The organism is Fibrella forsythiae (assembly GCF_017353175.1).
GTDB classification, from domain to species: domain Bacteria; phylum Bacteroidota; class Bacteroidia; order Cytophagales; family Spirosomataceae; genus Fibrella; species Fibrella forsythiae.
Genome location: NZ_JAFMYW010000005.1, coordinates 341,264 through 361,339 on the forward strand (window position 1 = coordinate 341,264; position 20,076 = coordinate 361,339).

19 protein-coding genes are annotated in these 20,076 nt (G+C 51.5%); all 19 read right to left on the minus strand.

The genetic code is table 11. The annotated features are described in order from the left end of the window. Window positions 1-15: 15 nt before the first annotated feature. The 19 genes from murC to J2I46_RS17960 all read right to left on the minus strand — a co-directional run bounded on the left by murC (window position 16) and on the right by J2I46_RS17960 (window position 19,939). Complete coding sequence (gene murC, locus J2I46_RS17870; protein ID WP_207330418.1) at window positions 16-1,419, minus strand: UDP-N-acetylmuramate--L-alanine ligase; 1,404 nt, start codon at window positions 1,417-1,419, stop codon at window positions 16-18. A gap of 55 nt (window positions 1,420-1,474) precedes the next feature. After that, entirely contained in the window at window positions 1,475-2,581 is a 1,107-nt protein-coding gene (gene murG / locus J2I46_RS17875; RefSeq protein WP_207330419.1) for an undecaprenyldiphospho-muramoylpentapeptide beta-N-acetylglucosaminyltransferase, read from the minus strand. 31 nt (window positions 2,582-2,612) lie between these two features. After that, window positions 2,613-3,749, minus strand: a complete 1,137-nt coding sequence (locus tag J2I46_RS17880) for an FtsW/RodA/SpoVE family cell cycle protein (protein WP_207330420.1) — start codon at window positions 3,747-3,749, stop codon at window positions 2,613-2,615. Window positions 3,750-3,821: 72 nt separating this feature from the next. Continuing rightward, window positions 3,822-5,165, minus strand: a complete 1,344-nt coding sequence (gene murD, locus J2I46_RS17885) for a UDP-N-acetylmuramoyl-L-alanine--D-glutamate ligase (protein ID WP_207330421.1) — start codon at window positions 5,163-5,165, stop codon at window positions 3,822-3,824. A gap of 200 nt (window positions 5,166-5,365) precedes the next feature. Beyond that, window positions 5,366-5,686, minus strand: coding sequence for a large conductance mechanosensitive channel protein MscL (gene mscL / locus J2I46_RS17890; RefSeq protein ID WP_207330422.1), 321 nt, complete (start codon window positions 5,684-5,686; stop codon window positions 5,366-5,368). 68 nt (window positions 5,687-5,754) lie between these two features. Beyond that, the gene (locus J2I46_RS17895) at window positions 5,755-6,720 is read right to left on the minus strand and encodes a DUF3078 domain-containing protein (RefSeq protein WP_207330423.1); all 966 of its coding nucleotides are present in this window, start codon (window positions 6,718-6,720) and stop codon (window positions 5,755-5,757) included. A gap of 51 nt (window positions 6,721-6,771) precedes the next feature. Next, a complete protein-coding gene (locus tag J2I46_RS17900) occupies window positions 6,772-7,605 on the minus strand; it encodes a mechanosensitive ion channel family protein (RefSeq protein WP_207330424.1) in 834 nt (277 codons plus the stop codon). A gap of 49 nt (window positions 7,606-7,654) precedes the next feature. Continuing rightward, a complete protein-coding gene (locus J2I46_RS17905; RefSeq protein ID WP_207330425.1) occupies window positions 7,655-7,843 on the minus strand; it encodes a hypothetical protein in 189 nt (62 codons plus the stop codon). A gap of 24 nt (window positions 7,844-7,867) precedes the next feature. Then, entirely contained in the window at window positions 7,868-8,458 is a 591-nt protein-coding gene (locus J2I46_RS17910) for an RNA polymerase sigma factor (RefSeq protein WP_207330426.1), read from the minus strand. Between the two features lie 107 nt (window positions 8,459-8,565). Next, window positions 8,566-9,399 carry a translation elongation factor Ts gene (gene tsf, locus J2I46_RS17915; protein ID WP_207330427.1) on the minus strand — a complete coding sequence of 278 codons (834 nt, stop codon included), beginning with the start codon at window positions 9,397-9,399 and terminating at the stop codon, window positions 8,566-8,568. 168 nt (window positions 9,400-9,567) lie between these two features. After that, window positions 9,568-10,446 carry a 30S ribosomal protein S2 gene (gene rpsB, locus J2I46_RS17920; RefSeq protein WP_207330428.1) on the minus strand — a complete coding sequence of 293 codons (879 nt, stop codon included), beginning with the start codon at window positions 10,444-10,446 and terminating at the stop codon, window positions 9,568-9,570. Between the two features lie 176 nt (window positions 10,447-10,622). Then, window positions 10,623-11,009 carry a 30S ribosomal protein S9 gene (gene rpsI / locus J2I46_RS17925; protein WP_207330429.1) on the minus strand — a complete coding sequence of 129 codons (387 nt, stop codon included), beginning with the start codon at window positions 11,007-11,009 and terminating at the stop codon, window positions 10,623-10,625. A 3-nt stretch (window positions 11,010-11,012) separates the two neighbouring features. Continuing rightward, a complete protein-coding gene (gene rplM / locus J2I46_RS17930; protein WP_207330430.1) occupies window positions 11,013-11,456 on the minus strand; it encodes a 50S ribosomal protein L13 in 444 nt (147 codons plus the stop codon). A gap of 200 nt (window positions 11,457-11,656) precedes the next feature. Continuing rightward, window positions 11,657-12,283: a Uma2 family endonuclease gene (locus J2I46_RS17935; RefSeq protein ID WP_207330431.1), complete on the minus strand. Its 627-nt coding sequence runs from the start codon at window positions 12,281-12,283 to the stop codon at window positions 11,657-11,659. A 47-nt stretch (window positions 12,284-12,330) separates the two neighbouring features. Continuing rightward, window positions 12,331-13,332 carry an NADP-dependent oxidoreductase gene (locus J2I46_RS17940; protein WP_207330432.1) on the minus strand — a complete coding sequence of 334 codons (1,002 nt, stop codon included), beginning with the start codon at window positions 13,330-13,332 and terminating at the stop codon, window positions 12,331-12,333. A 5-nt stretch (window positions 13,333-13,337) separates the two neighbouring features. Further along, entirely contained in the window at window positions 13,338-14,081 is a 744-nt protein-coding gene (locus J2I46_RS17945; protein WP_207330433.1) for an SDR family oxidoreductase, read from the minus strand. 141 nt (window positions 14,082-14,222) lie between these two features. Further along, window positions 14,223-14,813: a TetR/AcrR family transcriptional regulator gene (locus tag J2I46_RS17950; RefSeq protein ID WP_207330434.1), complete on the minus strand. Its 591-nt coding sequence runs from the start codon at window positions 14,811-14,813 to the stop codon at window positions 14,223-14,225. 55 nt (window positions 14,814-14,868) lie between these two features. Beyond that, a complete protein-coding gene (locus tag J2I46_RS17955; RefSeq protein ID WP_207330435.1) occupies window positions 14,869-16,326 on the minus strand; it encodes a DUF1501 domain-containing protein in 1,458 nt (485 codons plus the stop codon). Window positions 16,327-16,438: 112 nt separating this feature from the next. Next, window positions 16,439-19,939: a DUF1553 domain-containing protein gene (locus J2I46_RS17960; RefSeq protein ID WP_207330436.1), complete on the minus strand. Its 3,501-nt coding sequence runs from the start codon at window positions 19,937-19,939 to the stop codon at window positions 16,439-16,441. Between the last annotated feature and the right edge of the window lie 137 nt (window positions 19,940-20,076).

Below are 20,076 nucleotides of genomic sequence, written 5' to 3' on the forward strand. Positions count from 1 at the left end.
AGCCGATTAATTATTTTATCTATTGGTGTCAAATAAAATTTTAAGGACTGAAAGTTGCTGATCGATGTCTCCTGCCCCAACAGTGACGAGCAGCGAGGGCTTTATTTCCCGCAGAACGCCGGGTAAGGCTTCTTTGGTACTGATCTGTTTTGATTGTGAGGTAACGTTGCGTAAAATCAGGTCAGAAGTAACGCCCTCGATGGGTAATTCGCGAGCCGGATAAATGTCTAACAGAATCAGATTGTCGGCAAGTGATAGGCTCTCGGCAAACCCTTCGGCAAAATCACGAGTGCGGCTGAAGAGGTGTGGCTGAAAAATAACGGTCAGTTCACGGTCTGGGTAAAGTGCCTTTACCGATGATAGGAACGCCTGAACCTCTGCAGGGTGGTGAGCGTAATCATCAATGAAGACAATCTCGTCGGTGTCCAGAATGTATTCGAACCGCCGTTTTACACCCCGGTATGTATTGAGCCCTTCGCGTACGGCCTCGGGCGATACGCCTGTTTCAAGCGCTACCGCTCCGGCTGCTACGGCATTCTCAACATTGTGAAAGCCCGGAATCATCATCCTGACATCGTTGATGGTGCCGCCGGGATAGATCAGATCAAACACGAAACGTGCTTTTTCGATACGAAGGTTAGCTGCATGGTACATGCCTTTGTGTAGCGAATAGGTACGTACCTGAGCCGCCGTTTTATCGGCCAAATCCAGTCCCTCCCGCTGAAACAGAATGCCCGATGGCTTGATCTGACTTACGTAGGCGGCAAATGAGTCGAGCACCGAGTTGTGATCGCCGTAAATATCCAGGTGATCAGCGTCTGTCGATGTTACAATGGCATATTGCGGGAAAAGCGTCAGGAAAGACCGGTCGAACTCGTCTGCTTCTACCACGCAGATAACCTTCGACAGATCGTCGGCCGGTTCGTTGAGCAGGAAGTTGGTTCCGTAATTCTGCGTGATGCCACCCAGGAATGCCGCACAGTTAACGCCCGCCTGCCGAAGCAAATGCGCTACCATAGACGAGGTTGTGGTTTTACCGTGCGTGCCAGCTACTCCGATGGTGGTCATGCGCCCGGCCAGCCAGCCAAGCACCTGCGACCGCTTTTGCAGCGTGAACCCGTTTTCGGTCAGGTAAATATACTCGGCATGGGTTTTAGGAACCGCCGGTGTGTAAACGACCAGGGTTTGCTCCGGGTTGTTTCTAAATTCTGCGGGAATTTGCTCTACGTCTTCCTCAAAGTGGATAGATACACCCTCTGAAGCTAACGCGTTGGTCAGTGGAGTGGCTGTACGGTCATATCCAGCAACGGTATAACCATTAACCAGAAACCAGCGAGCTAATGCGCTCATGCCTATACCACCTATGCCCAGGAAGTAAACGTTGCGTATGTTGGATAGTGAGGAAGGAGTCAAAGGCATGGGTCAGGTGTAGTTCTACAAAAGTAACTTGGTGATTTACAAATCCGCAAGGGGTTCATACTACTTTATTTCTTGAGGTAAGCAGAATGACTTCCTGAGCGATGTCAACGGCGGCACTCGGGAATGCTAACTGCTTAATATGTTCACTCAATGTTTTTCGTTGCTGCAAATCTGATAACAAACGCCGCGCTTCAGCTATCAATGTTTGCCGGGCATCTCGGTCGTTAACCAGCAACGCAGCATCCCGATTTACCAGCGCCATGGCATTATGTGTCTGGTGGTCTTCGGCTGCTGTAGGCAATGGAACAAGAATGGCTGGTCGTCCAACAATGCATAACTCTGATACCGATAGGGCGCCAGCTCGCGACACAACGGCGTCGGCTACGGCGTAGGCCTTGTCCATCTCGTAGATAAACTCATGGGGCTGTATCTGGCTTGCTCCGGCCTGAGCCACCGCTTTGCGGGCCCGGTCGATAAATGCTGTGCCGGTTTGCCAGATCACCTGGATGCCTGCCTGCTTTAGTTGCGACAAACCCGCTTCCATACTTTCGTTCAGCGTTCTGGCTCCCTGACTACCACCAATGACCAGGAGCGTAGGTACGTTAGGCTGAAGGCCAAACTGTGCCCTGCCGGCGTCAAGCTGCTGATCGGCAAGTTGAATGTCGCTGCGAACCGGGTTGCCGGTCAGTTTGATTTTCGCTGCCGGAAAGAACGCGTCCATTCCCGGGTAAGCTACACAAATACGCTTTGCCCAGCGGGCCAATACTTTGTTGGTCAGCCCAGCGAAGGAGTTTTGTTCCTGAATCAGGATAGGTACGTTGGCCAGGGCCGCGGCCAGCAGCGTTGGCCCGCTGGCATAGCCACCCACGCCCACCGCTACGTCGGGCTTGAAATCGCGGACAATCTGCCGCGCCCGAAGCAAACTACGGCCTAGTTTGAGCGGAAAGGCCAGATTGGCCAGCGTTAACTCACGTTTGATGCCCACAACCGGTAGGCCTTCGATGCGGTAGCCGGCACGAGGCACCTTTTCCATCTCCATCTTGCCTTCCGCGCCTACAAACAGAATGTCTGTGTTCGGGTCGAGCCGTTTCAATTCGTTGGCTATGGCAATGGCCGGATAAATATGTCCGCCTGTGCCGCCGCCTGATATGATTACTTTCATGAATAGTCCAGAAAGCCGTTCGCCTCGCGACTTACGACGATTTTAACAGTTTACTCTCGTCGGCTTCGTCCCGGCTGACACCAATGACAATGCCTATAGCTGCGCCGGTGAAAAGAAGCGACGTTCCGCCCATACTCAACAATGGCAGTGGAAGGCCCGTAACGGGCACTAGCCCAACGGCCACAGCCATATTGATCATGGCCTGGATAACAATACTGAAGGTCAGACCGGCAGACAGTAGGCCCCCAAACGGTCGATTGCTACTTCGAATGGCCCGCATACCGCGCATGAGCAACCACAGGTAAGCCACCAGTACGGCGAGTCCGCCCAGGAGACCGTATTCCTCAACAATAATCGCGAAAATGAAATCGGAGTAGGGATGCGGCAGGAAATTCCGCTGATGGCTGTTGCCGGGCCCTTGACCGGTAATACCACCATTGGCCAGGGCGATGTACGACTGTTCGACCTGATAGTCAATCTTTTCGGTGTCCTGGAAGCGGTTAAGGCGCCCAAGCACTGTTTCGTACCGTTGCCCCAATACCAGGGCAAACCCACCTACAACGATGCAGAAAACGACCATGCCTGCCAGATAGCTACTCGGAACCCGCCCGATGTACATCAACAGAAAGCAGGTAAGACCCAACAACAGGGCAGTAGATGTATTCGAGATGACAATAAGGGCGCAGATGACCCCGATCCACCCAATCATGTTAACGAGTACCTGTGGTTCGTAGGCAACGCGCTGACGTTTAGCCAGCATGGCTGCCAGATTGGAGATAAGGGCGAGCTTGGCCAGATCAGACGGCTGAAAGGTCTGATTAATGATCGGAATGGTGATCCAACGGGAGGCATCGTTGAGATTGGTACCTTTGAAATAAGCCCAGACTAACAGCGGCACCGATAGCCAAAGGCCAAATTTAGACAGACGGGCGTAGTGAATGTAATTGATCCGGTGTGCCAGAAACATACAACCAAGGCCCAGCACAACCAGCGCGCCGTGTTTAAACAGATAAGCCTCTGTATTGCCACCCATTTTCTGGTAGGCAATAGTTCCGGTTGCGCTGTAAACGACCAGTACGCTCAAAATCGACAGAAACAGCACGATCCACCAGATCTGACGGTCGCCTTTCAGGTTGTCACGAGTCCAGTCGCGGATAGAGTAGGTCATGATTCGTTAAGTTAAAAATGGGCTGGTACTTATTGGCTAACAATGGCTTACGAATGAGGGGGGCGGTGTTTGTCACTTGTTTGTCAGTAGTGCCTGTACGGCTGCTTTGAACTGATTTCCCCGGTCTTCGTAGTTTTTAAACAGGTCGAAACTGGCGCAGGCAGGAGACAGTATCGCCATATCGCCGGGCTGGCCTAGCTCAAGCGCAAGCTGAATTGCCTCGGTAACGTCCTGCGTTTCGCGAATCGTATCTACTTTATCATTGAAGTAATCGACCAGCTTTTTATTGTCTTTACCGAGGCAAATCAACGCCTTCACACGCTGACCAACAACCTCATCCAGTTGACTATAATCGTTGCCTTTATCCTGACCACCCGCTATCCAGATTGTGGGCGCATGCATACTGGAGAGGGCATAAAATACCGAATCGACGTTGGTTGCCTTGGAATCGTTAATAAACTTGATGCCGTTGATCACACCGGCTGGTTCCATCCGGTGCGCCGCATTCCGGAATGTACGTAGCCCCTCGGAAATTGCCTCGTCAGGTACGTTCACCGACTGCGCTGCCAGTATCGCCGCCAGCATATTCAACGCGTTGTGGGGGCCTTGCAGGGGTAGGCTGGCTGTGTCGATCGTGAAACTACGATCACGATACCGGGTTGTCAACTGGCCATTATGAGCGTATCCACCGGGCGACGTGGCTGTTTCGAGCGAAATCGGCACGGTATATACGTCGGGCTTCCGGGCGGCTATTTCCTGTACCGTCGGTGCGTTTTCCTGGAAATAAATAAAGGTGTCAGCAGGTGTCAAATTTTGTAGTACGCGAAACTTGCTGTCTACGTAGTTCTGAAACTTGTAGGCGTATCGATCGAGGTGGTCGGGTGTGATATTGAGCAGGATAGCCGTATCAAGCCGTGTGGCGTACATGCTGTCGAGCTGAAAACTGCTCAACTCCAGCACAAAGTAATCAAACGTGTCGTTGATCACCTGTTTGGCAAAGCTGTCGCCGATGTTGCCGGCCAGCCCCACGTTCAACCCGGCGGTTTTTAGTAAATGGTACGTCAGCAGCGTGGTGGTGGTTTTACCGTTACTGCCTGTAATGCCAATAAGTTTAGCCTGCGTATAACGCGCCGCAAATTCGATCTCCGAAATAACGGGTATACCCATCGCTTTCAACTGTACTACCAGTGGTACTGTATCAGGAATGCCAGGGCTTTTCACAACCTCCGTGGCGTTCAGAATCAGACGCTCGGTATGCTGCCCTTCTTCAAAAGGAATACCAGCTTCCCGAAGTGTTTCCAGGTACGTTGCCTTGATTGGACTTCGATCCGACAGAAACACATCGTACCCTTTGGCCTGCCCCAGCAGGGCTGCTCCAACGCCCGATTCACCGCCACCCAGAATTACTAACCGCATAAGTGTGCTGTTTACCAGCCGCTGTCCTCGGTCTTCGGGCTTCGGTCTTCTATTGACTCACTGATTGGCAGCGCAACACAAGACCGAAGCCCGAAGACCGAGGATAGTGACCCGAAACTCTTTTTTTCTCAAAAGTAGCGAATACGAAAAAGCCCCGGCCGATGAGCCGGGGCTTTTTCGTATTTTAGGTACGATCCAGATTAGGCTGGATCGGATTTATGAATGCGATTTGCCGCTTTGACGATCAGGAAAATAACCCACGCCACGATCAGAAACTGAATAACTATATTGAGAAAGTTTCCGTAGCGAATGGCAACTTCCGGATCGGTACCAACGGCATCCTTCAACACGATCTTTGCCTGAGCCAGGTCGCCGGATGGCAAGATCAAACCAATGATGGGATTGAGAATATCCTCGACTAATGAGGTCGTAATCTTGCCAAAGGCAGCACCGATTATCACGCCGACGGCCAGGTCAAGTACATTTCCCTGCGCAATGAATGTTCGGAATTCTTTTAACATAGTTGTGTTGGTTTAGGGGACTAAGTACTAATGAAAGCAAATGAATGAACTTATTGAATTTTAGGGATTTACTTCTTCTTTCTGAATGTGCTGGCGTTGTAGATCAACCCAATACCAAGCGTTTGCTGAATCTGGAAGCCGTCGTAGAAGTCCTTGTCATACAAGCCAATAATGCCGAAGGTGGTACTCAGGTAACGGTTAAGTTTTGCCGCAATCAGTAGGTCTATCCGGTGGTCAATGGCGTTCAGCGTCTGGTAATTAGCGTATAACTGATACCGGGCGTTAAGACTCACGTTTTCGCTCAGTTTCTTATTCCAAACGGCCTGGATTTGCAGGGCCAGCCATTCTGCCCGTACGGTTTTTCCGGCTTCTACACCATAAGCGGTAGCGTTCCGATCAGGGATGATCGTTTTGTCGGCACCTGTTCTGAACCGGACGGCATCGTCGAACAGGAACGTGAACCGGGGGGCGAAGGGGCTGATTCGCATCGAGAACTCATCATTGGGTTTATAGGCTAGTCCCCAAGCCAGGGCAAACTGAGCTGGCGCAAAAAAACCTGATGTTTGGAGCGATGTGGTTCCAGCCTGAAGGTTGTCGTACTGAAAGCCGGGAGCGAAATAGGTATTGAACGTACCTGACGCAAACAAGTCCCACTTCGGTTTAATCTTATGGCCAAGTACGGATATGATGATCAATTGATCGGATGCTTTTCGCGTAATACCCCGCTGTGTAATGTAACCCAACTGAAAATCGGCTGTGTTGTCCCATGAGGTTTTGCCTTTTTCGTATAAAGCGCGAGCGGCCACAACGCCACTGATAGCAATGGAGTTGACGCCTCCGCCAACCCAGTTGCTAAAGCTAGCCTGGTTGAAGTTAATACCTCCCGTAATTGACTTTTGCCAATAGGTCGTGTCCTGCTTCACCGATACGGTGTCTTTGAAATTGGTAGTGACCTGCTGCGTTGCAGGGTCTTGCGCAGAAACTGAAGTAGCGAAGCACGCAGCTATGGCTGTGCAGAGTGCTTTATTGTTCATGTATAAATTGCCCGAAGGCGTGTAGTTACGGTGGTAAAAGCTGGACAGACCTCATTTGTCCAGAAACTCAACGGTCTTCGTCTGAAGCATTTGCATCGGAATCGTGGTTGTCGATTCACCGGTTTGCAATGTCAGCGACGTACTATCGACCAAAATAATCTGGCCGGTAATTCCTTCCAGACGGATCGTCTGGCCCTCTTTAAACTTGTTCTTCGAATAAAATGACGACAGAATATTGGCCATGACATCGCGTGATGCCAGCCCGTACCCAACGGCGAAAGCCAGAAAAACGCCTCCGATGAGCAGATTAAAGCTCGACTCGAGCAACTCGGTATTGATGCCTGCCTGGCCGAGCGCCGAAATGATGGTGATGATGAGAAAAAAGAAAAAAACGACCATGCCCAACAGCCGCCCCGATGAAATGCCGAATGATGCACATAAGCTTACTACGCCTCGCTTCAATACATCAGCAACTAGTACGCCCACCTGAAGCATAATGGCCGCCGCAATCAGTTTCGGAATGAAATTGACCAGCGAAGTAACCATGCCCGTGATAGCCGCAATGCCCAGTGTTTCAGTAGCTGCCGTAATAAAGACAAGCAAGACGAAATAGTACAGAACCTTCGCCACGATCTCGCTGAGCTTTATCTCGGTCTGAAGCTGCCGGATAAGGTCAATTTCATTTAGTTTATCCCCAAACCGGTCGAAGCCGGCGCTCTTCAATACACGCTGCACAACGGCCGCCAGCATTTTAGCAACCAGCACACCGATGGCCAAGACAACGCCTGCTCCGATGAACTTGGGAACGAAATTGATAAACTGTGTAATCAGTGTCTGGAATGTATTGATTAATATCTCAGTGATATTGGGAAGTTCAGGAGCCATTGGTGAGTAGACAGTAACGAGTGAAGTGAACGGTGGGTGGTACTCTGAATTAAACCTTCGGGAAATTGCTGCCTGCCTTGGGGGTGAGCATGGCAGAGATAGATCCGAACAGATCCCCGGAGTATAGCTCGACGACTTTTAGCGCGTTGCGGATCAGGTCAATTTCCGATACGATTTGCTCTTTCAGATGAGGTGGACAATTCACCTCCGGCTCAATAAGTTTGAATGGATTTTCCATAGTGATTACGAGATAGATAAGTTTTTACTTCCAAAATGTCAGTGCTTTAAGGCCTACCAATACCCAGAAGATAAGGGCTTCAATGTATCGGCGGCGTAATTTCTCCTTGGCGCGCATCAGGCGCATTTTTACAGCGCTCTCAGTCAGATTTTGCCCATCTGCAATTTCACGGATGCTAATATCATCCTGGTATTTCATCATCAGTAAACCGCGCTCATCGGGCGTCAGGTAGTCCAGTGCCTGATTAAGACGCTGGGCTTCCATCTCAGCAATGTCAGCATCTTCATCATCAGCATAATTAGCCAGCGTTTCGTATGGATCATCTGAATACACTTCTTTCTGTCTCGGACTACGAAGCTGATCCATACAGTAATTGTATGTTACTGAATATAACCAGGTAGAAAACTTGGCTTGCTCCCGGAAGCTGCCTAGCTTGGTGACTACCCGAATAAAAATATCATGGGTAAAATCTTCGGCACGTTCTCTGTTCTTGGTAAAAGACAGACACTTACGAAAGACTTTATCACAATACCTGGCGTACAGGGCTTCAAAGTACGTGTTGCGCTGCGTCGAAAGATAGAGTTGTACTAACTCTTCGTCGGTTAAGTGTTTCATGCTAAGTTAAACTGAGACAAGTAGTGTGCCGGAAAGTAACGCAAAACATAAAAAAAGCCCGACCATTCGGCCGGGCTTTGTCAAAAAAAGTGCTGTTTATCTATAGATTAACCAATAGACACACGCTTAAATGAAGACACTGTCAACCCTTTGCTTGTCTTGTCAAGCAACTGAGCAATAGTTAATGAGCTATCCTTCACAAACTCCTGGTTCAGTAAGGTGTTGTCTTTGTAGAACTTATTCAGCTTACCCATGGCAATTTTTTCCAGCATGGCTTCAGGTTTACCTTCCTGACGAGCCTGATCTTTACCAATCTCGATCTCACGCTCGATAACGCTGGCATCAATTCCGTCTTTGTCGAGAGCAAGTGGTTTCATCGCCGCAATTTGCATAGCCACGTCTTTACCCACCTCCGTCACATCGGTACCGCTAGTGTTGCTCAGCCCTACCAGAACGCCTAGTTTGCCGTTTGAGTGGATGTATGAGACGACTTTGTCGGCAGTAACGGTCTCAAACGAAACCACGTCGATTTTCTCACCAATTTTGCCCATCAGATCAGTGATGTGATCCTGAAGAGAACGGCCATCGGCCTGTACTTCTGCCAGCAGCGCTTCTTTGCTGGTTACATGATCAGCAACGGCGTTGCTCAGGATGCTCATTGCCAGGTTCTGGAAGTCAGCTACTTTTGATACGGGTTCCGTTTCGCAGGCTACTGCTACCACTTTACCTGATTTGCCATCTTCGCTTACGTGCGCCAGTACTACACCTTCAGCAGTAGCGTTATCGGCCCGCTTATCGGCGATTTTCTGGCCCTGCTTACGCAGAATAGCTTTTGCTTCTTCAAAATTGCCATCGGCTTCAACAAGGGCTTTTTTGCAATCCATCATACCGGCACCTGTTTCCTGCCGGAGTTTATTTACGTCTGCTGCGGTAATTGCCATTTTTGTAGAGAAAGTTTACTGTCTACTGTTTACTGTCTTCAGTTGCTTCGCTTAATGGCAGCGCAACTGAAGACAGTAAACAGTAAACGATTTTAACATAAAAAATAGCCCATAGCCGTGTTGGGGCTACGGGCTATCCGGTCAATCGTCTGTGTCTGTTAATTGATACTAATTGGTGTTGCCTTCTGGCGTTGCGTCGAGAGGCGCAGCTTCAGCTTCGGGAGCTTCTTCTACGGCTACAGGAGCCACCTCTGCAGCAGCTACGGGGGCATCGGCTCCTTCAGCAGCAGCAGCGCGGGTTTCTTCCTGGCGCTTAGCATCTTCCTCTTCCTGTGCAGCCTGGCTGTCTTTATCCTGCTTGCGCTCCATCAGACCCTCTTCAATGGCCTTACCAATCGCCAGCGTAATCAGCGAGATCGATTTGTAGGCATCGTCGTTTGCTGGAATAGCGAAATCAACGAGGTTAGGGTTTGAGTTCGTGTCGCACATGGCGAACACGGGAATGCCCAAACGGATAGCTTCCAGAACAGCAATGTTTTCCCGCTTCACGTCCACCACGAACAAAGCCGCAGGCAAACGGGTCAGGTCAACGATACCACCCAATACACGCTCCAGTTTTTCTTTTTCGCGCGTCAGTGTCAGCCGTTCCCGCTTAGCGATGTTCTTGATGGTTGTTTCATCTTTGAGCATCTTCTCCAGCGTTTGCAGCTTCTTCAGCGACTTGCGGATCGTGGCGAAGTTAGTCATCATACCACCGAGCCAGCGGTCAGTCACGTACGGCATTTTCAACCGGCGTGCTTCTTCCGAAACGATTTCCTGAGCCTGCTTCTTTGTTGCCACGAACATTACCTTGCGGCCCGAGCGAACAATGCCTTTGATAGCGTTGCACGCTTCGTCGAGCGAAGCAAGTGTTTTATTCAGGTCAATAATGTGGATGCCGTTCTTCTCCATGAAGATATACGGAGCCATCCGGGGGTCCCACTTGCGCGTAAGGTGGCCAAAGTGCACACCAGCGTCAAGGAGGTCTTTATATTCGACTTGTGCCATTTTCTTTAAGGAACAAATACTACTAAAAAGTGAGAAATACGCAGCACCGCGCGTCGGCATCTTCTAAGCGCAGTCTGGACTGAAAGGAAGTTTACCGTTTTCAGTTTGCTGTTTTCAGTTGCGCTGCAAACCAGCGAAGCAACAGAAGACTGTAACCTGTAAACAGTAGACTGTTTTTAGCGTTTCGAGAACTGGAACCGGCGACGGGCTTTTTTCCGGCCCGGCTTTTTCCGTTCTACCATACGTGAATCCCGTGTCAGGAAGCCTTCTTTCTTAAGGGCTGGACGGTTTTCGGCGTTGGCTTCAACTAGTGCACGGCTGATGGCCATGCGTGTAGCTTCTGCCTGACCCGTTACACCACCACCACGTACGTTCACTTTCACGTCATACGTCGTGTCGGCTTTAACAGTGGCCAGAGGCTGGCGGGTAATGATTTGCAGTACTTCGGTCGGGAAGTACGTGTTCAGTTCTTTTCCGTTAACCGTGATGGTTCCGTTGCCTGGCTGCATGTAAATGCGGGCAACAGCGGTTTTCCGGCGACCGATGGTGTTAATACGCTCCATTGGTTAGAATTTAATTTCTTTCGGTTGCTGCGCCGCGTGGGGGTGGCTGTCACCCGTGTACACGTACAGATTGGTGAATAAACGACGGCCCAGACGGTTTTTGGGCAACATACCACGAATGGCATGCTCGAGCACACGCTCAGGGTGTTTCTCCAGCCATAGACGCGGCGAAGCAAAACGCTGACCACCGGGATAACCCGTGTGACGAACGTATACTTTGTCGGACATTTTACGGCCGGTGAAACGGATTTTTTCGGCGTTGATGATGATGACATTGTCACCGGTATCAACGTGGGGAGTGAAGTTGGGCTTGTGTTTGCCACGAATGCGGGCCGCGATCTGGCTTGCCAGACGACCTACAACGGCATCCTTCGCGTCAACGACGATCCACTCCTTGTTTGCGGTCCCTTTATTGGCCGAAACAGTTTTGTAGCTTAACGTATCCACTGGATTGTGAGCGGTATTTATTGATTAACAGACGATTGCACAGAGCAAAAAGATTCCCGCCCTAAAACGGGAGTGCAAATGTACGGTGTATTTAGCTGAATAGCAAGGGTTAAGCCGTCTGTTACTCAGCAAATAAGCCGATTCGTCAGTAGATCGATAAATTGAAGGAATAGTGGCTCAACAAGCAGTGGGCCGATGGTTTACGCAAAAACCGTTTTCCGGTAGATATCCGACATGGGTAACGCTAACGTACCCAGCCGAACGGTCGATTCAAGCGTTCGGTAATCGTGATTGAGCCACTCGTCGGGTACGTTAGTGCGGGAATAAACGGACACGAAGGATTGTAGCTGGTCGATGAACACGATGTGTTGCAGGGACGGAATCAGCTTGTAATAATTCATTTTTTCGCCCTGATCGAACTTGCGCGTGCTTTTCGAGAGTACTTCAACTACGATTAACGGATTCTCGATGCGCATCGTTGACGGTTTGCCGCCGGGAGTATTGCCGTACTGTATAGGCTCTTTCACAACAGAAATGTCTGCGTTGAAATCGCCCTGATGATTCGAAATGACGATCTTCACATTACTGCTCAGCACACTATAAGACGTTTCCAACTGATCAAAATAAGTCATTAGTAAGGCACCGATGCGAATAATAAGCTTTTCATGATCGGCCGATGCCTGACTCATAATAATCTCGTCGTTTAAGAATTGAACGGTGTAGGGTACGTTATCAATTACGTCGAGATACTCTCCCCAGGTAGCTGGCAAACGCAGCAACTCATCGTCTTCCAGCGAATCCGGGATTTTCAGGGTAGTAGCTTGCATCGGCAGGTCAGTATGGTCACACAATATACTGAGAAGAACCAGGGTAGTCAACGTACCTGCACAACGACTTTACCTTTGGCCCGGCCACTCTCCACGTATGCCAGTGCCTCCTTCGTTGCTTCGAATGGGAAAACCTGATCGATAACCGGCCGGATGGCCCCCGAACTGATTAACGAGGTGATTTTGGCCAGTTGACTTCCGCTCGCTTTCATAAACAGAAACGAATACGCTACTCCCCGGCGTTTCGCTTTTTGGCGAATCGTATAGCTTAACGCATACATGACCAGCCGAACGAACCACGGTGCGCCCAGCTCTCGGGCAAATGCCGGGTCGGGCGGACCAGAGATCGAGATAAGCTTTCCGCCTGGTTTCAGAACGCGCAACGATTTTTCGAGTGTTTCTCCGTCCAGACTGTTCAGTACCACATCATAATCGCGCAAGATTGTGTCAAATGTGTCTTTCTTGTAGTCAATCACCACGTCGGCTCCCAGGCTTTTTACCAGGTCCACATTAGCCGTGCTCGTTGTGGTAGCAACAAAGGCGCCAAGGTGTTTTGCCAGTTGAATGGCGATGGTTCCGACGCCGCCGGAACCCGCATGGATCAGCACTTTTTGCCCTTTTTGTAGATTGGCGCGCTCAACAAGGGCTTGCCAGGCAGTTAGCCCAACCAGCGGAATAGAGGCCGCTTCGACCATCGTGATCGTTGTTGGCTTGGTGGCTACGTCGCGCTCGTTCATCGAAATGAATTCGGCGAACGTACCTATCCGGTTTTTGTCGGGTCGGGCATAGACCTCGTCGCCGGGTTTGAAATGCTTCACCTGAGCACCAACCCTGACGACTACGCCTGCTACATCGTTGCCGAGGATGAGCGGCAGTTTATAGGGCAAAATAAGTTTAAACTCGCCGTCCCTGATTTTCGAGTCGAGCAGGTTGACGCTAGTCGCATGAACCTGAACCAGTACGTCGTTCTCCTGAAGCGTTGGCTCGGGCATATCGCCGTAGTGTAGACCTTCCTTGCTTTTATATCGATCAACAATGAATGCGTTCATCAGGGTCAGGCTGTTAATAATGACTGCGCCTTTTTAGGCATGAAGCGATGGAGATAATAAAGCACATTTGCCTGTCCGGGACGTACCTCAAACTGCCCTTTTTCAAGTGCCTTGATCAGATCCTGGATAACGACGCTCGGCGGCAGCTTGCCGCTGATATCAAAGGCGTCGGCCATAGGTGTGTCGACAACCGGCGGCATCAGTTCAAATACATTGATCTTGCTACCCACCTTTTTCAGTTCAAGCCGTAGCGCAATCGTATAGGCGTGCAACGCTGACTTAGACGCCGAATAGGTGGGCGACACGGGCGCCGGTACGTAAGCCAACACAGAGCTGGTATTGATGATGATGGGCGAAGCGCTTTTTTCCAAATGAGGAATGAAGCGTTCGTTCAGCCGAACCACAGACAGGTAATTGATCATGATCTCTTGCATAGCCGCCTCATAGATGTTGCTGGCTCCGTTTCCGATCACACTGGTGTTTACACTTACGCCCGCATTATTGAAGAGGATATCAATTCCACCTTCAGCAACGACTTGTGCCACAAGCCTGTCTACGTCGGCCTGATCAGAGACATCGCAGACTATAGTGTGGATCGACGGGTACTGCTGCTGTACCTCAGCTAGCTTGGATGCATTCCTGCCGCATACGTAGAGAATCGCGCCTGCCTGGTAAAACTGCTTTACCGCTTCCAGACCAATGCCTGAACCACCCCCGGTGATTAAGACTCGTTTGCCGTTTAAAATCATGATGATATCTGGTTGAAAATGAAAGATGAAACTCGTGAAATAGACTAAAAGGTATATTTATGGGTATATTGAACCCAGATAATAGACCGCTGATTGATTTTACCAAAAATAGACTAAAAAGTCTATTTTTGGTAAAAAAAATTAAGTTGAGTAGCTCTCCAGTTCTGCTTTCAGGCTTTTGATAAGTCCCTGCATTGGTTTCGCGGTGTTCATGGCTCGGCACATGACAACGCCACCCTCTACAGCAGCCACCACCTTGAAGGCATACATAGCCGGATCAAGTTTAGAAGAGAGTTCACCAGCATCAATGCCTTGCTGCAGAATGGACACAAACAATTCCTGTCCCTTACGAAGCACACCAGCTACTTTTTCCCGAATAGCCGGATAGTGATCATCGGCCTCTACCGCTGTATTAAAAATAGGGCAACCGCCCCGGATGTAGGTATTGAGTGGGTCTTTGTAGAAATCGAGAAAGGCAAACACTTTGGCTTTAGCGGTATGGCCCTGACTAACGGTAGTAAGCAGTTTCTCGCTGATCTTGGTCAATAATAACTCAACGACCTGCCCCGATAGATCGTCCTTGCTTTCGAAATGACCGTAGAGACAGCCCTTAGTCAGTTTAGTGGCGGCCAAGACATCGTCTATGTTCACGCCCGCTATACCTCTCTCGTTGAAAAGGGGAGCAGCCGTTTCCAGTATAAACTGTTTGGTTCGTTGTGCCTTCGTAAGCATGGGACAAAAATAGACTAAAAAGTCTATTTTATCGAAAGCACGTCAAAATTATTTTTTACGCCAGTAACGGCTTAATCACTTTGCCATGCACGTCAGTCAATCGGTAGCGTCGACCCTGGTGTTTAAAGGTTAGCTTCTCGTGGTCGACGCCCATCAGGTGCATGATCGTGGCCTGAAAATCGTGGATGTGAACGGGATCTTTCGCCACGTTATAACCAAAATCATCCGTTTCACCGTAGACTAACCCCTTTTTCACACCAGCGCCCGCCATCCAGATGGTGTAGGCGCGCGGGTGGTGATCGCGTCCGTAGTTGTCGCGGGTAAGTTTGCCCTGCGAGTAGGGACCCCGGCCAAATTCGCCGCCCCAGATTACGAGCGTATCATCGAGCAGTCCCCGCTGACGAAGGTCATTGACCAGCGCCGCCGAGGCCTGATCAACACTCTTGGTTTGAATCTGAATGTCGTTCGGCAGGTTGCCGTGCTGGTCCCAGCCTTGATGGTAGAGCTGTACGAACTTCACGTCTTTTTCGATCAGCTTGCGGGCCAGCAGGCAGTTGGCGGCGAACGTACCTGGCTTACGGCTCTCGGGACCGTACATGTCGAAAATGTAGTTGGGCTCTTTATCGATGTTCAGCGTTTCGGGGACAGATGCCTGCATACGGTAGGCCATTTCATACTGCTGCATCCGGTTGTTAATCTCGGGGTCGAGCACGTACTTGCTTTGCTCGGCGTGCAGCTTGGTCAGGTAGTCGAGCATGCGGCGGCGGCTGGTGCGGTCGATACCCGGCGGGTTGTTGAGGTAGAATACGGGGTCGGGACCAGACCGGAACACCACGCCCTGATGCACCGAAGGCAGGAACCCGTTGCTCCACAGCTTGGCATACAGTGGTTGGTCGCCGCCCCGGCCTTTCGAGAGCAAGACCACAAACGAAGGCATGTTCTGATTGTCGGAGCCCAGGCCGTAGCTTACCCACGAACCGAAACTTGGCCGCCCGCCCTGCTGACTGCCCGTCTGAATAAACGTAATAGCCGGGTCGTGGTTGATGGCATCGGTATTAAGCGTTCGGATGAATGTCGCGTCACCGGCAATCTTCGCAATGTTTGGTAACAGCTCGCTGACCCACATTTGCCCCGGTCCGTGTTGCGCAAATTTAAACTTGGAGGCTGCCAGCGGAAATTTGCTTTGGCCCGCGCTCATACCCGTAAGCCGTTGTCCGTTCCGCACTGAGGCGGGCAGGTCTTGCCCCCACATGGTCTCCAGTTTTGGCTTATAATCAAACAAATCTAACTGCGACGGAGCACCGCTCTGAAACAGGTAGATCACCCGCTTCACTTTGGGTGGAAAATGCGGTTTCCCTAGCGCAGGGACGTCACCCGCCTTTGGCCCATTACCAGCAAAAAGCTGGCCCGGATTCAGCAGGGAAGCCAATGCCAACGTACCCAGCCCAGCGCCGGTCTGCCCCAGAAAATTCCGGCGGCTAAGGGTGTCATGTATTTCGTCCTGAATGTCCATAAGTGGGATTTCGGATGTCGGATTTGGGATATCGGATGTCGGATTGGGCTGCCGCGCGAGTACACATGCGTCAGCCTAATCCGACATCCGATATCTCAAATCCGACATCAATTTATCGTTTCACAATTGCTTCGTCGAAATTCATGATCGTGCTGGCTACAACTGTCCAGGCGGCGAGTTCGGCGGGGTTTTGTTGCTTGTCAACTGGGTATTCGCCAACCGCAAGTAACTCCTGTGCCCGCTTAGGGTTTCGCTTGAAATCGGTTAACTCTTCATCGTATAGCTGCTGCATCAACGCGACTTCCTGGGTACGTGCCGGGCGGCTGATGACGCGGCGGAAAAAGGCATCAACGATCGCTTTATTCCTATCCGCACTAGCCGATCGGCTGGCAACCCGTTGTGCCATAACGCGGGCGGCTTCGATGAACTGCGGGTCATTAAGCGTCACGAGTGCCTGGAGTGGCGTGGCTGTTTTCTGACGTTTTACGGTGCACACATGGCGTTCAGCAGCGTCGAAGTTGAGCATCATAGGTGGTGGCGACGAGCGCTTCCAGACCGTGTACATACTGCGTCGGTACAGGGTGTCGCCGTGGTTCTGATTGTAGACAACGGCGTTTCGAGTAGCCAGCGCTTCCCAGATACCCGCTGGCTGATAGGGCAGCACGCTTGGGCCACCAAGTTTCTGCGTTAATAACCCGCTGGCGGCGAGTGCGTTGTCACGTACCTGTTCGGCAGAGAGCCGGTAACTTGGTCCGCGGCTCAGGTACGTATTGTCGAAGTCGACCTCCCGCGCGGCCGGGCTTACCGACGACGATTGCCGGTAGGTTGCCGATGTAACAATGAGCCGGTGCATGGCTTTTACATCCCACGGCCTAGCCTCCGCACCAGACTCTTTGTCGCCACCTTCCCGAAAGCGAACGGCCAGGTAATCGAGCAGTTCGGGGTGGGAGGGGAGCGCCCCCTGGTTGCCGAAGTCATCGGGGTTTTTGGCGAGGCCCTGCCCGAAATATTGCTGCCAGATCCGGTTCACCATCACCCGGCTGAAGAGCGGATTTTTGTCGCCCGTCAGCCAGTTGGCCAGACCGAGGCGGTTGCGGGGTTGGTCGTTGTCGAGGGCGGGCAGGAAGTGGGGTGTTTCGGGCGTTACAGCTTCACCGGGGGCATCGTAGGCACCGCGTTTCAGCAGGTACGTTGGTCGGGGCTGACTCATTTCGCGCATGACCATCACCTGCTTGGCGTCGGTGAGGGTCATGAATTGTTTACCCCGGTACACCATGGCACTATCGAAGGCGGCGTGGTAACCAGCATCCTGAGTACGTATGTAGTAGGTGTACAGCCCGGCGCGTTGCTCAGGCGTACGGCTATTGGCGGGTGTGCGCAGGGCGGTCGCAAGCGCGTCGGACTTCCCGGCCAGTCGGGGTAGTTCTAAGGGCGTGAGGCAGCGGTTGTAGATGCGCAGTTCATCCACGGCAAAATCTTTGTAGAAATTGTCGTGCATGCGCCCCACGTAGAACGGGTGCTGCGCCCAGTGCGACTTCTTCATGCCCCAAACGATACTATGAATCAGGTGATCGTTGACCACCCGCGTAGCCATCGGCTGACCATTCAGGTATAACGAAACGCCCTTGGCCTTGCCCATTCCATCGTAGGTAAACGCGACCTGAAACCACTGGTTGGCAGGTACTTTCCTGATCGATTCGATATCGATAGCGTTGGCGGGCCAAACGTGGCTCATCATCACTTTCAAACGGCCGTCGGCCAGCAAGTCGAGCTGGTAGCCACGCTGCCCGTCCATTGGTCCGGTGGTACGGCCAACCAGCGTCATGGCGGTGCCGAGTTTGTTCAGTCTGAACCAACTGCTGACTGTAAACGGCTGGTTCTGATCAAAGGCGGCCAGTTCAGACGGCAGCACAATAAAACTATCGCCGGGAAGAAAACGGGCGTTGCCGAAACGGCCTGGCACTTGCTTAGGTAGGTTATCGACGTCGCCACCCAGGTAGGCGTGCAGGGTATCGTTGGCGGTGTTCAGGAAAATGTTACGCGGATTTTCTTCTACCGATAAGCGGGTTTTGGGCTTGTGTGGTTCCTTCTTCTCTTCAGGCGCTGGCTTGCCCTTGGCCAATGCTTTAGCTTCGGCCAATTTCCGCTGTTCGTCCTTACGTTTCCGCTCGTCCGACTTCTTTGTTTCATACGCCTTTACATCACCCCGGTCGCTTTCATCGAAAGTATAGCGAGCCACCAAACCTGTTTCATTTGGCGTAGTGGACCGGCGTTCGGCCTGCGTCAGCCATTGGCCAAACCGGTGTTGGTAAGCGGTTCGATTTGGGTTTAGCTGCTGGCTTAAGGGCGTTAGTTTTTTGTGAATAAACGCCAGTTGAGCCTGTTCTTCGGCCGAGGTCAGCGTAATGGTTGGGGCCGCTTCGCCATTGTAGGGAATCTGGCCGCGTTCGTTATTCGAGTTGAAAAAGGCGTACAGCGAGAAGTAATCTTTCTGCGAAATAGGGTCGTATTTATGGTCGTGGCAGCGGGCACATTCGGTGGTCAGGCCCAGGAACGCTTTGCCAAACGTGGCTACCCGGTCGGCCACATATTCCACACGGTATTCCTCATCCACAATACCGCCTTCCTGCGATTGCTGGTGGTTTCGATTGAAGGCTGTTGCCAGCAACTGATCGCGGCGGTCGTTCGTGTTGGCCGGTTTGGGGAGTAGATCGCCCGCCAGTTGCCAGGTGACGAACCGGTTGAATGGTTGATTTTTGTTGAACGACCGGATAATCCAGTCGCGGTAGGGCCACATCGTGCGGAGGCCATCGTCCTGATAGCCGTGCGTATCGGCGTAACGGGCCACGTCGAGCCATTCCACTGCCTGCCGTTCGCCATAATGCGGACTAGCCAGCAGCCGATCCACCACTTTTTCGTAGGCATTGGCCGACTTATCGGCCAGAAACGCGTCGATCTCAGCGGGGGTTGGGGGGAGGCCCGTCAGGTCGAGCGTTACCCGGCGAAGTAGCGTCGTTTTATCGGCTTCGGGGGCGTGCCGGATCTTCTTCTCGTTCAGTTTCGCCAGCACGAACCGGTCAATGTCATTACGTACCCAGGAATCATTTTTGATCTCAGGTACGTCGGGCATGGTCGGAGCCACCAGCGACCAGTGTTCTTTGTATTCAGCTCCCTGTTCAACCCACCGAATCAGCATGGCTTTCTCTTCCGCGCTCAACGTCAGGTTCGACTTGGGCGTGGGCATCATCTCGTCGGGGTCGGTGCTGGTGATGCGGTGAAATAGCTCGCTGTTGGCCAGATCGCCGGGGACGATGGCTTTTTTGCCGCTTTTTTCCAGCGCAGTATAGGCTCCTTCGGGCGTGTCGAGCCGGAGACCAGCCTGTTGCTTGTTTTGATCCGGCCCGTGGCAGGCAAAACAGCGATCGGATAGAATAGGCTTGATGTGCAGGTTATAATCGACTTTTTCAGGGACGTTCACCTCAGCCGCCACCACGTCGGCAGGCTTAGTCACGCTGCCAAACTGGCTACACGATGACCAAATCACACCGCCAAACAAGCCTATTGTCAGCGTGAATACTCCATAATAAATTGACTTAGATGCCCTATGTGCCATACTGATTAGGTAAACTGGCGTTGTAGAAACTCAAATTTACGTTAGAATAATGCAAATTCCTTTTGTCAGTTTACTGATTAGTTAAAGGGATAACGGACTGGTTTTTCCCGTTTTATTGACGAAAATTGAGTTTCGGT

Coding starts and splice junctions, on each gene's coding strand:
- J2I46_RS17955 (WP_207330435.1), bottom strand. CDS start 16,326: ATGGACATTCAGGACGAAATACATGACACCCTTAGCCGCCGGAATTTT.
- J2I46_RS17945 (WP_207330433.1), bottom strand. CDS start 14,081: ATGATTTTAAACGGCAAACGAGTCTTAATCACCGGGGGTGGTTCAGGC.
- J2I46_RS17940 (WP_207330432.1), bottom strand. CDS start 13,332: ATGAACGCATTCATTGTTGATCGATATAAAAGCAAGGAAGGTCTACAC.
- J2I46_RS17880 (WP_207330420.1), bottom strand. CDS start 3,749: ATGACCTACTCTATCCGCGACTGGACTCGTGACAACCTGAAAGGCGAC.
- J2I46_RS17900 (WP_207330424.1), bottom strand. CDS start 7,605: ATGGCTCCTGAACTTCCCAATATCACTGAGATATTAATCAATACATTC.
- murC (WP_207330418.1), bottom strand. CDS start 1,419: ATGCCTTTGACTCCTTCCTCACTATCCAACATACGCAACGTTTACTTC.
- J2I46_RS17935 (WP_207330431.1), bottom strand. CDS start 12,283: ATGCAAGCTACTACCCTGAAAATCCCGGATTCGCTGGAAGACGATGAG.
- tsf (WP_207330427.1), bottom strand. CDS start 9,399: ATGGCAATTACCGCAGCAGACGTAAATAAACTCCGGCAGGAAACAGGT.
- mscL (WP_207330422.1), bottom strand. CDS start 5,686: ATGTTAAAAGAATTCCGAACATTCATTGCGCAGGGAAATGTACTTGAC.
- J2I46_RS17950 (WP_207330434.1), bottom strand. CDS start 14,813: ATGCTTACGAAGGCACAACGAACCAAACAGTTTATACTGGAAACGGCT.
- rpsB (WP_207330428.1), bottom strand. CDS start 10,446: ATGGCACAAGTCGAATATAAAGACCTCCTTGACGCTGGTGTGCACTTT.
- J2I46_RS17910 (WP_207330426.1), bottom strand. CDS start 8,458: ATGAAACACTTAACCGACGAAGAGTTAGTACAACTCTATCTTTCGACG.
- J2I46_RS17895 (WP_207330423.1), bottom strand. CDS start 6,720: ATGAACAATAAAGCACTCTGCACAGCCATAGCTGCGTGCTTCGCTACT.
- murG (WP_207330419.1), bottom strand. CDS start 2,581: ATGAAAGTAATCATATCAGGCGGCGGCACAGGCGGACATATTTATCCG.
- rpsI (WP_207330429.1), bottom strand. CDS start 11,009: ATGGAGCGTATTAACACCATCGGTCGCCGGAAAACCGCTGTTGCCCGC.
- J2I46_RS17960 (WP_207330436.1), bottom strand. CDS start 19,939: ATGGCACATAGGGCATCTAAGTCAATTTATTATGGAGTATTCACGCTG.
- J2I46_RS17905 (WP_207330425.1), bottom strand. CDS start 7,843: ATGGAAAATCCATTCAAACTTATTGAGCCGGAGGTGAATTGTCCACCT.
- murD (WP_207330421.1), bottom strand. CDS start 5,165: ATGCGGTTAGTAATTCTGGGTGGCGGTGAATCGGGCGTTGGAGCAGCC.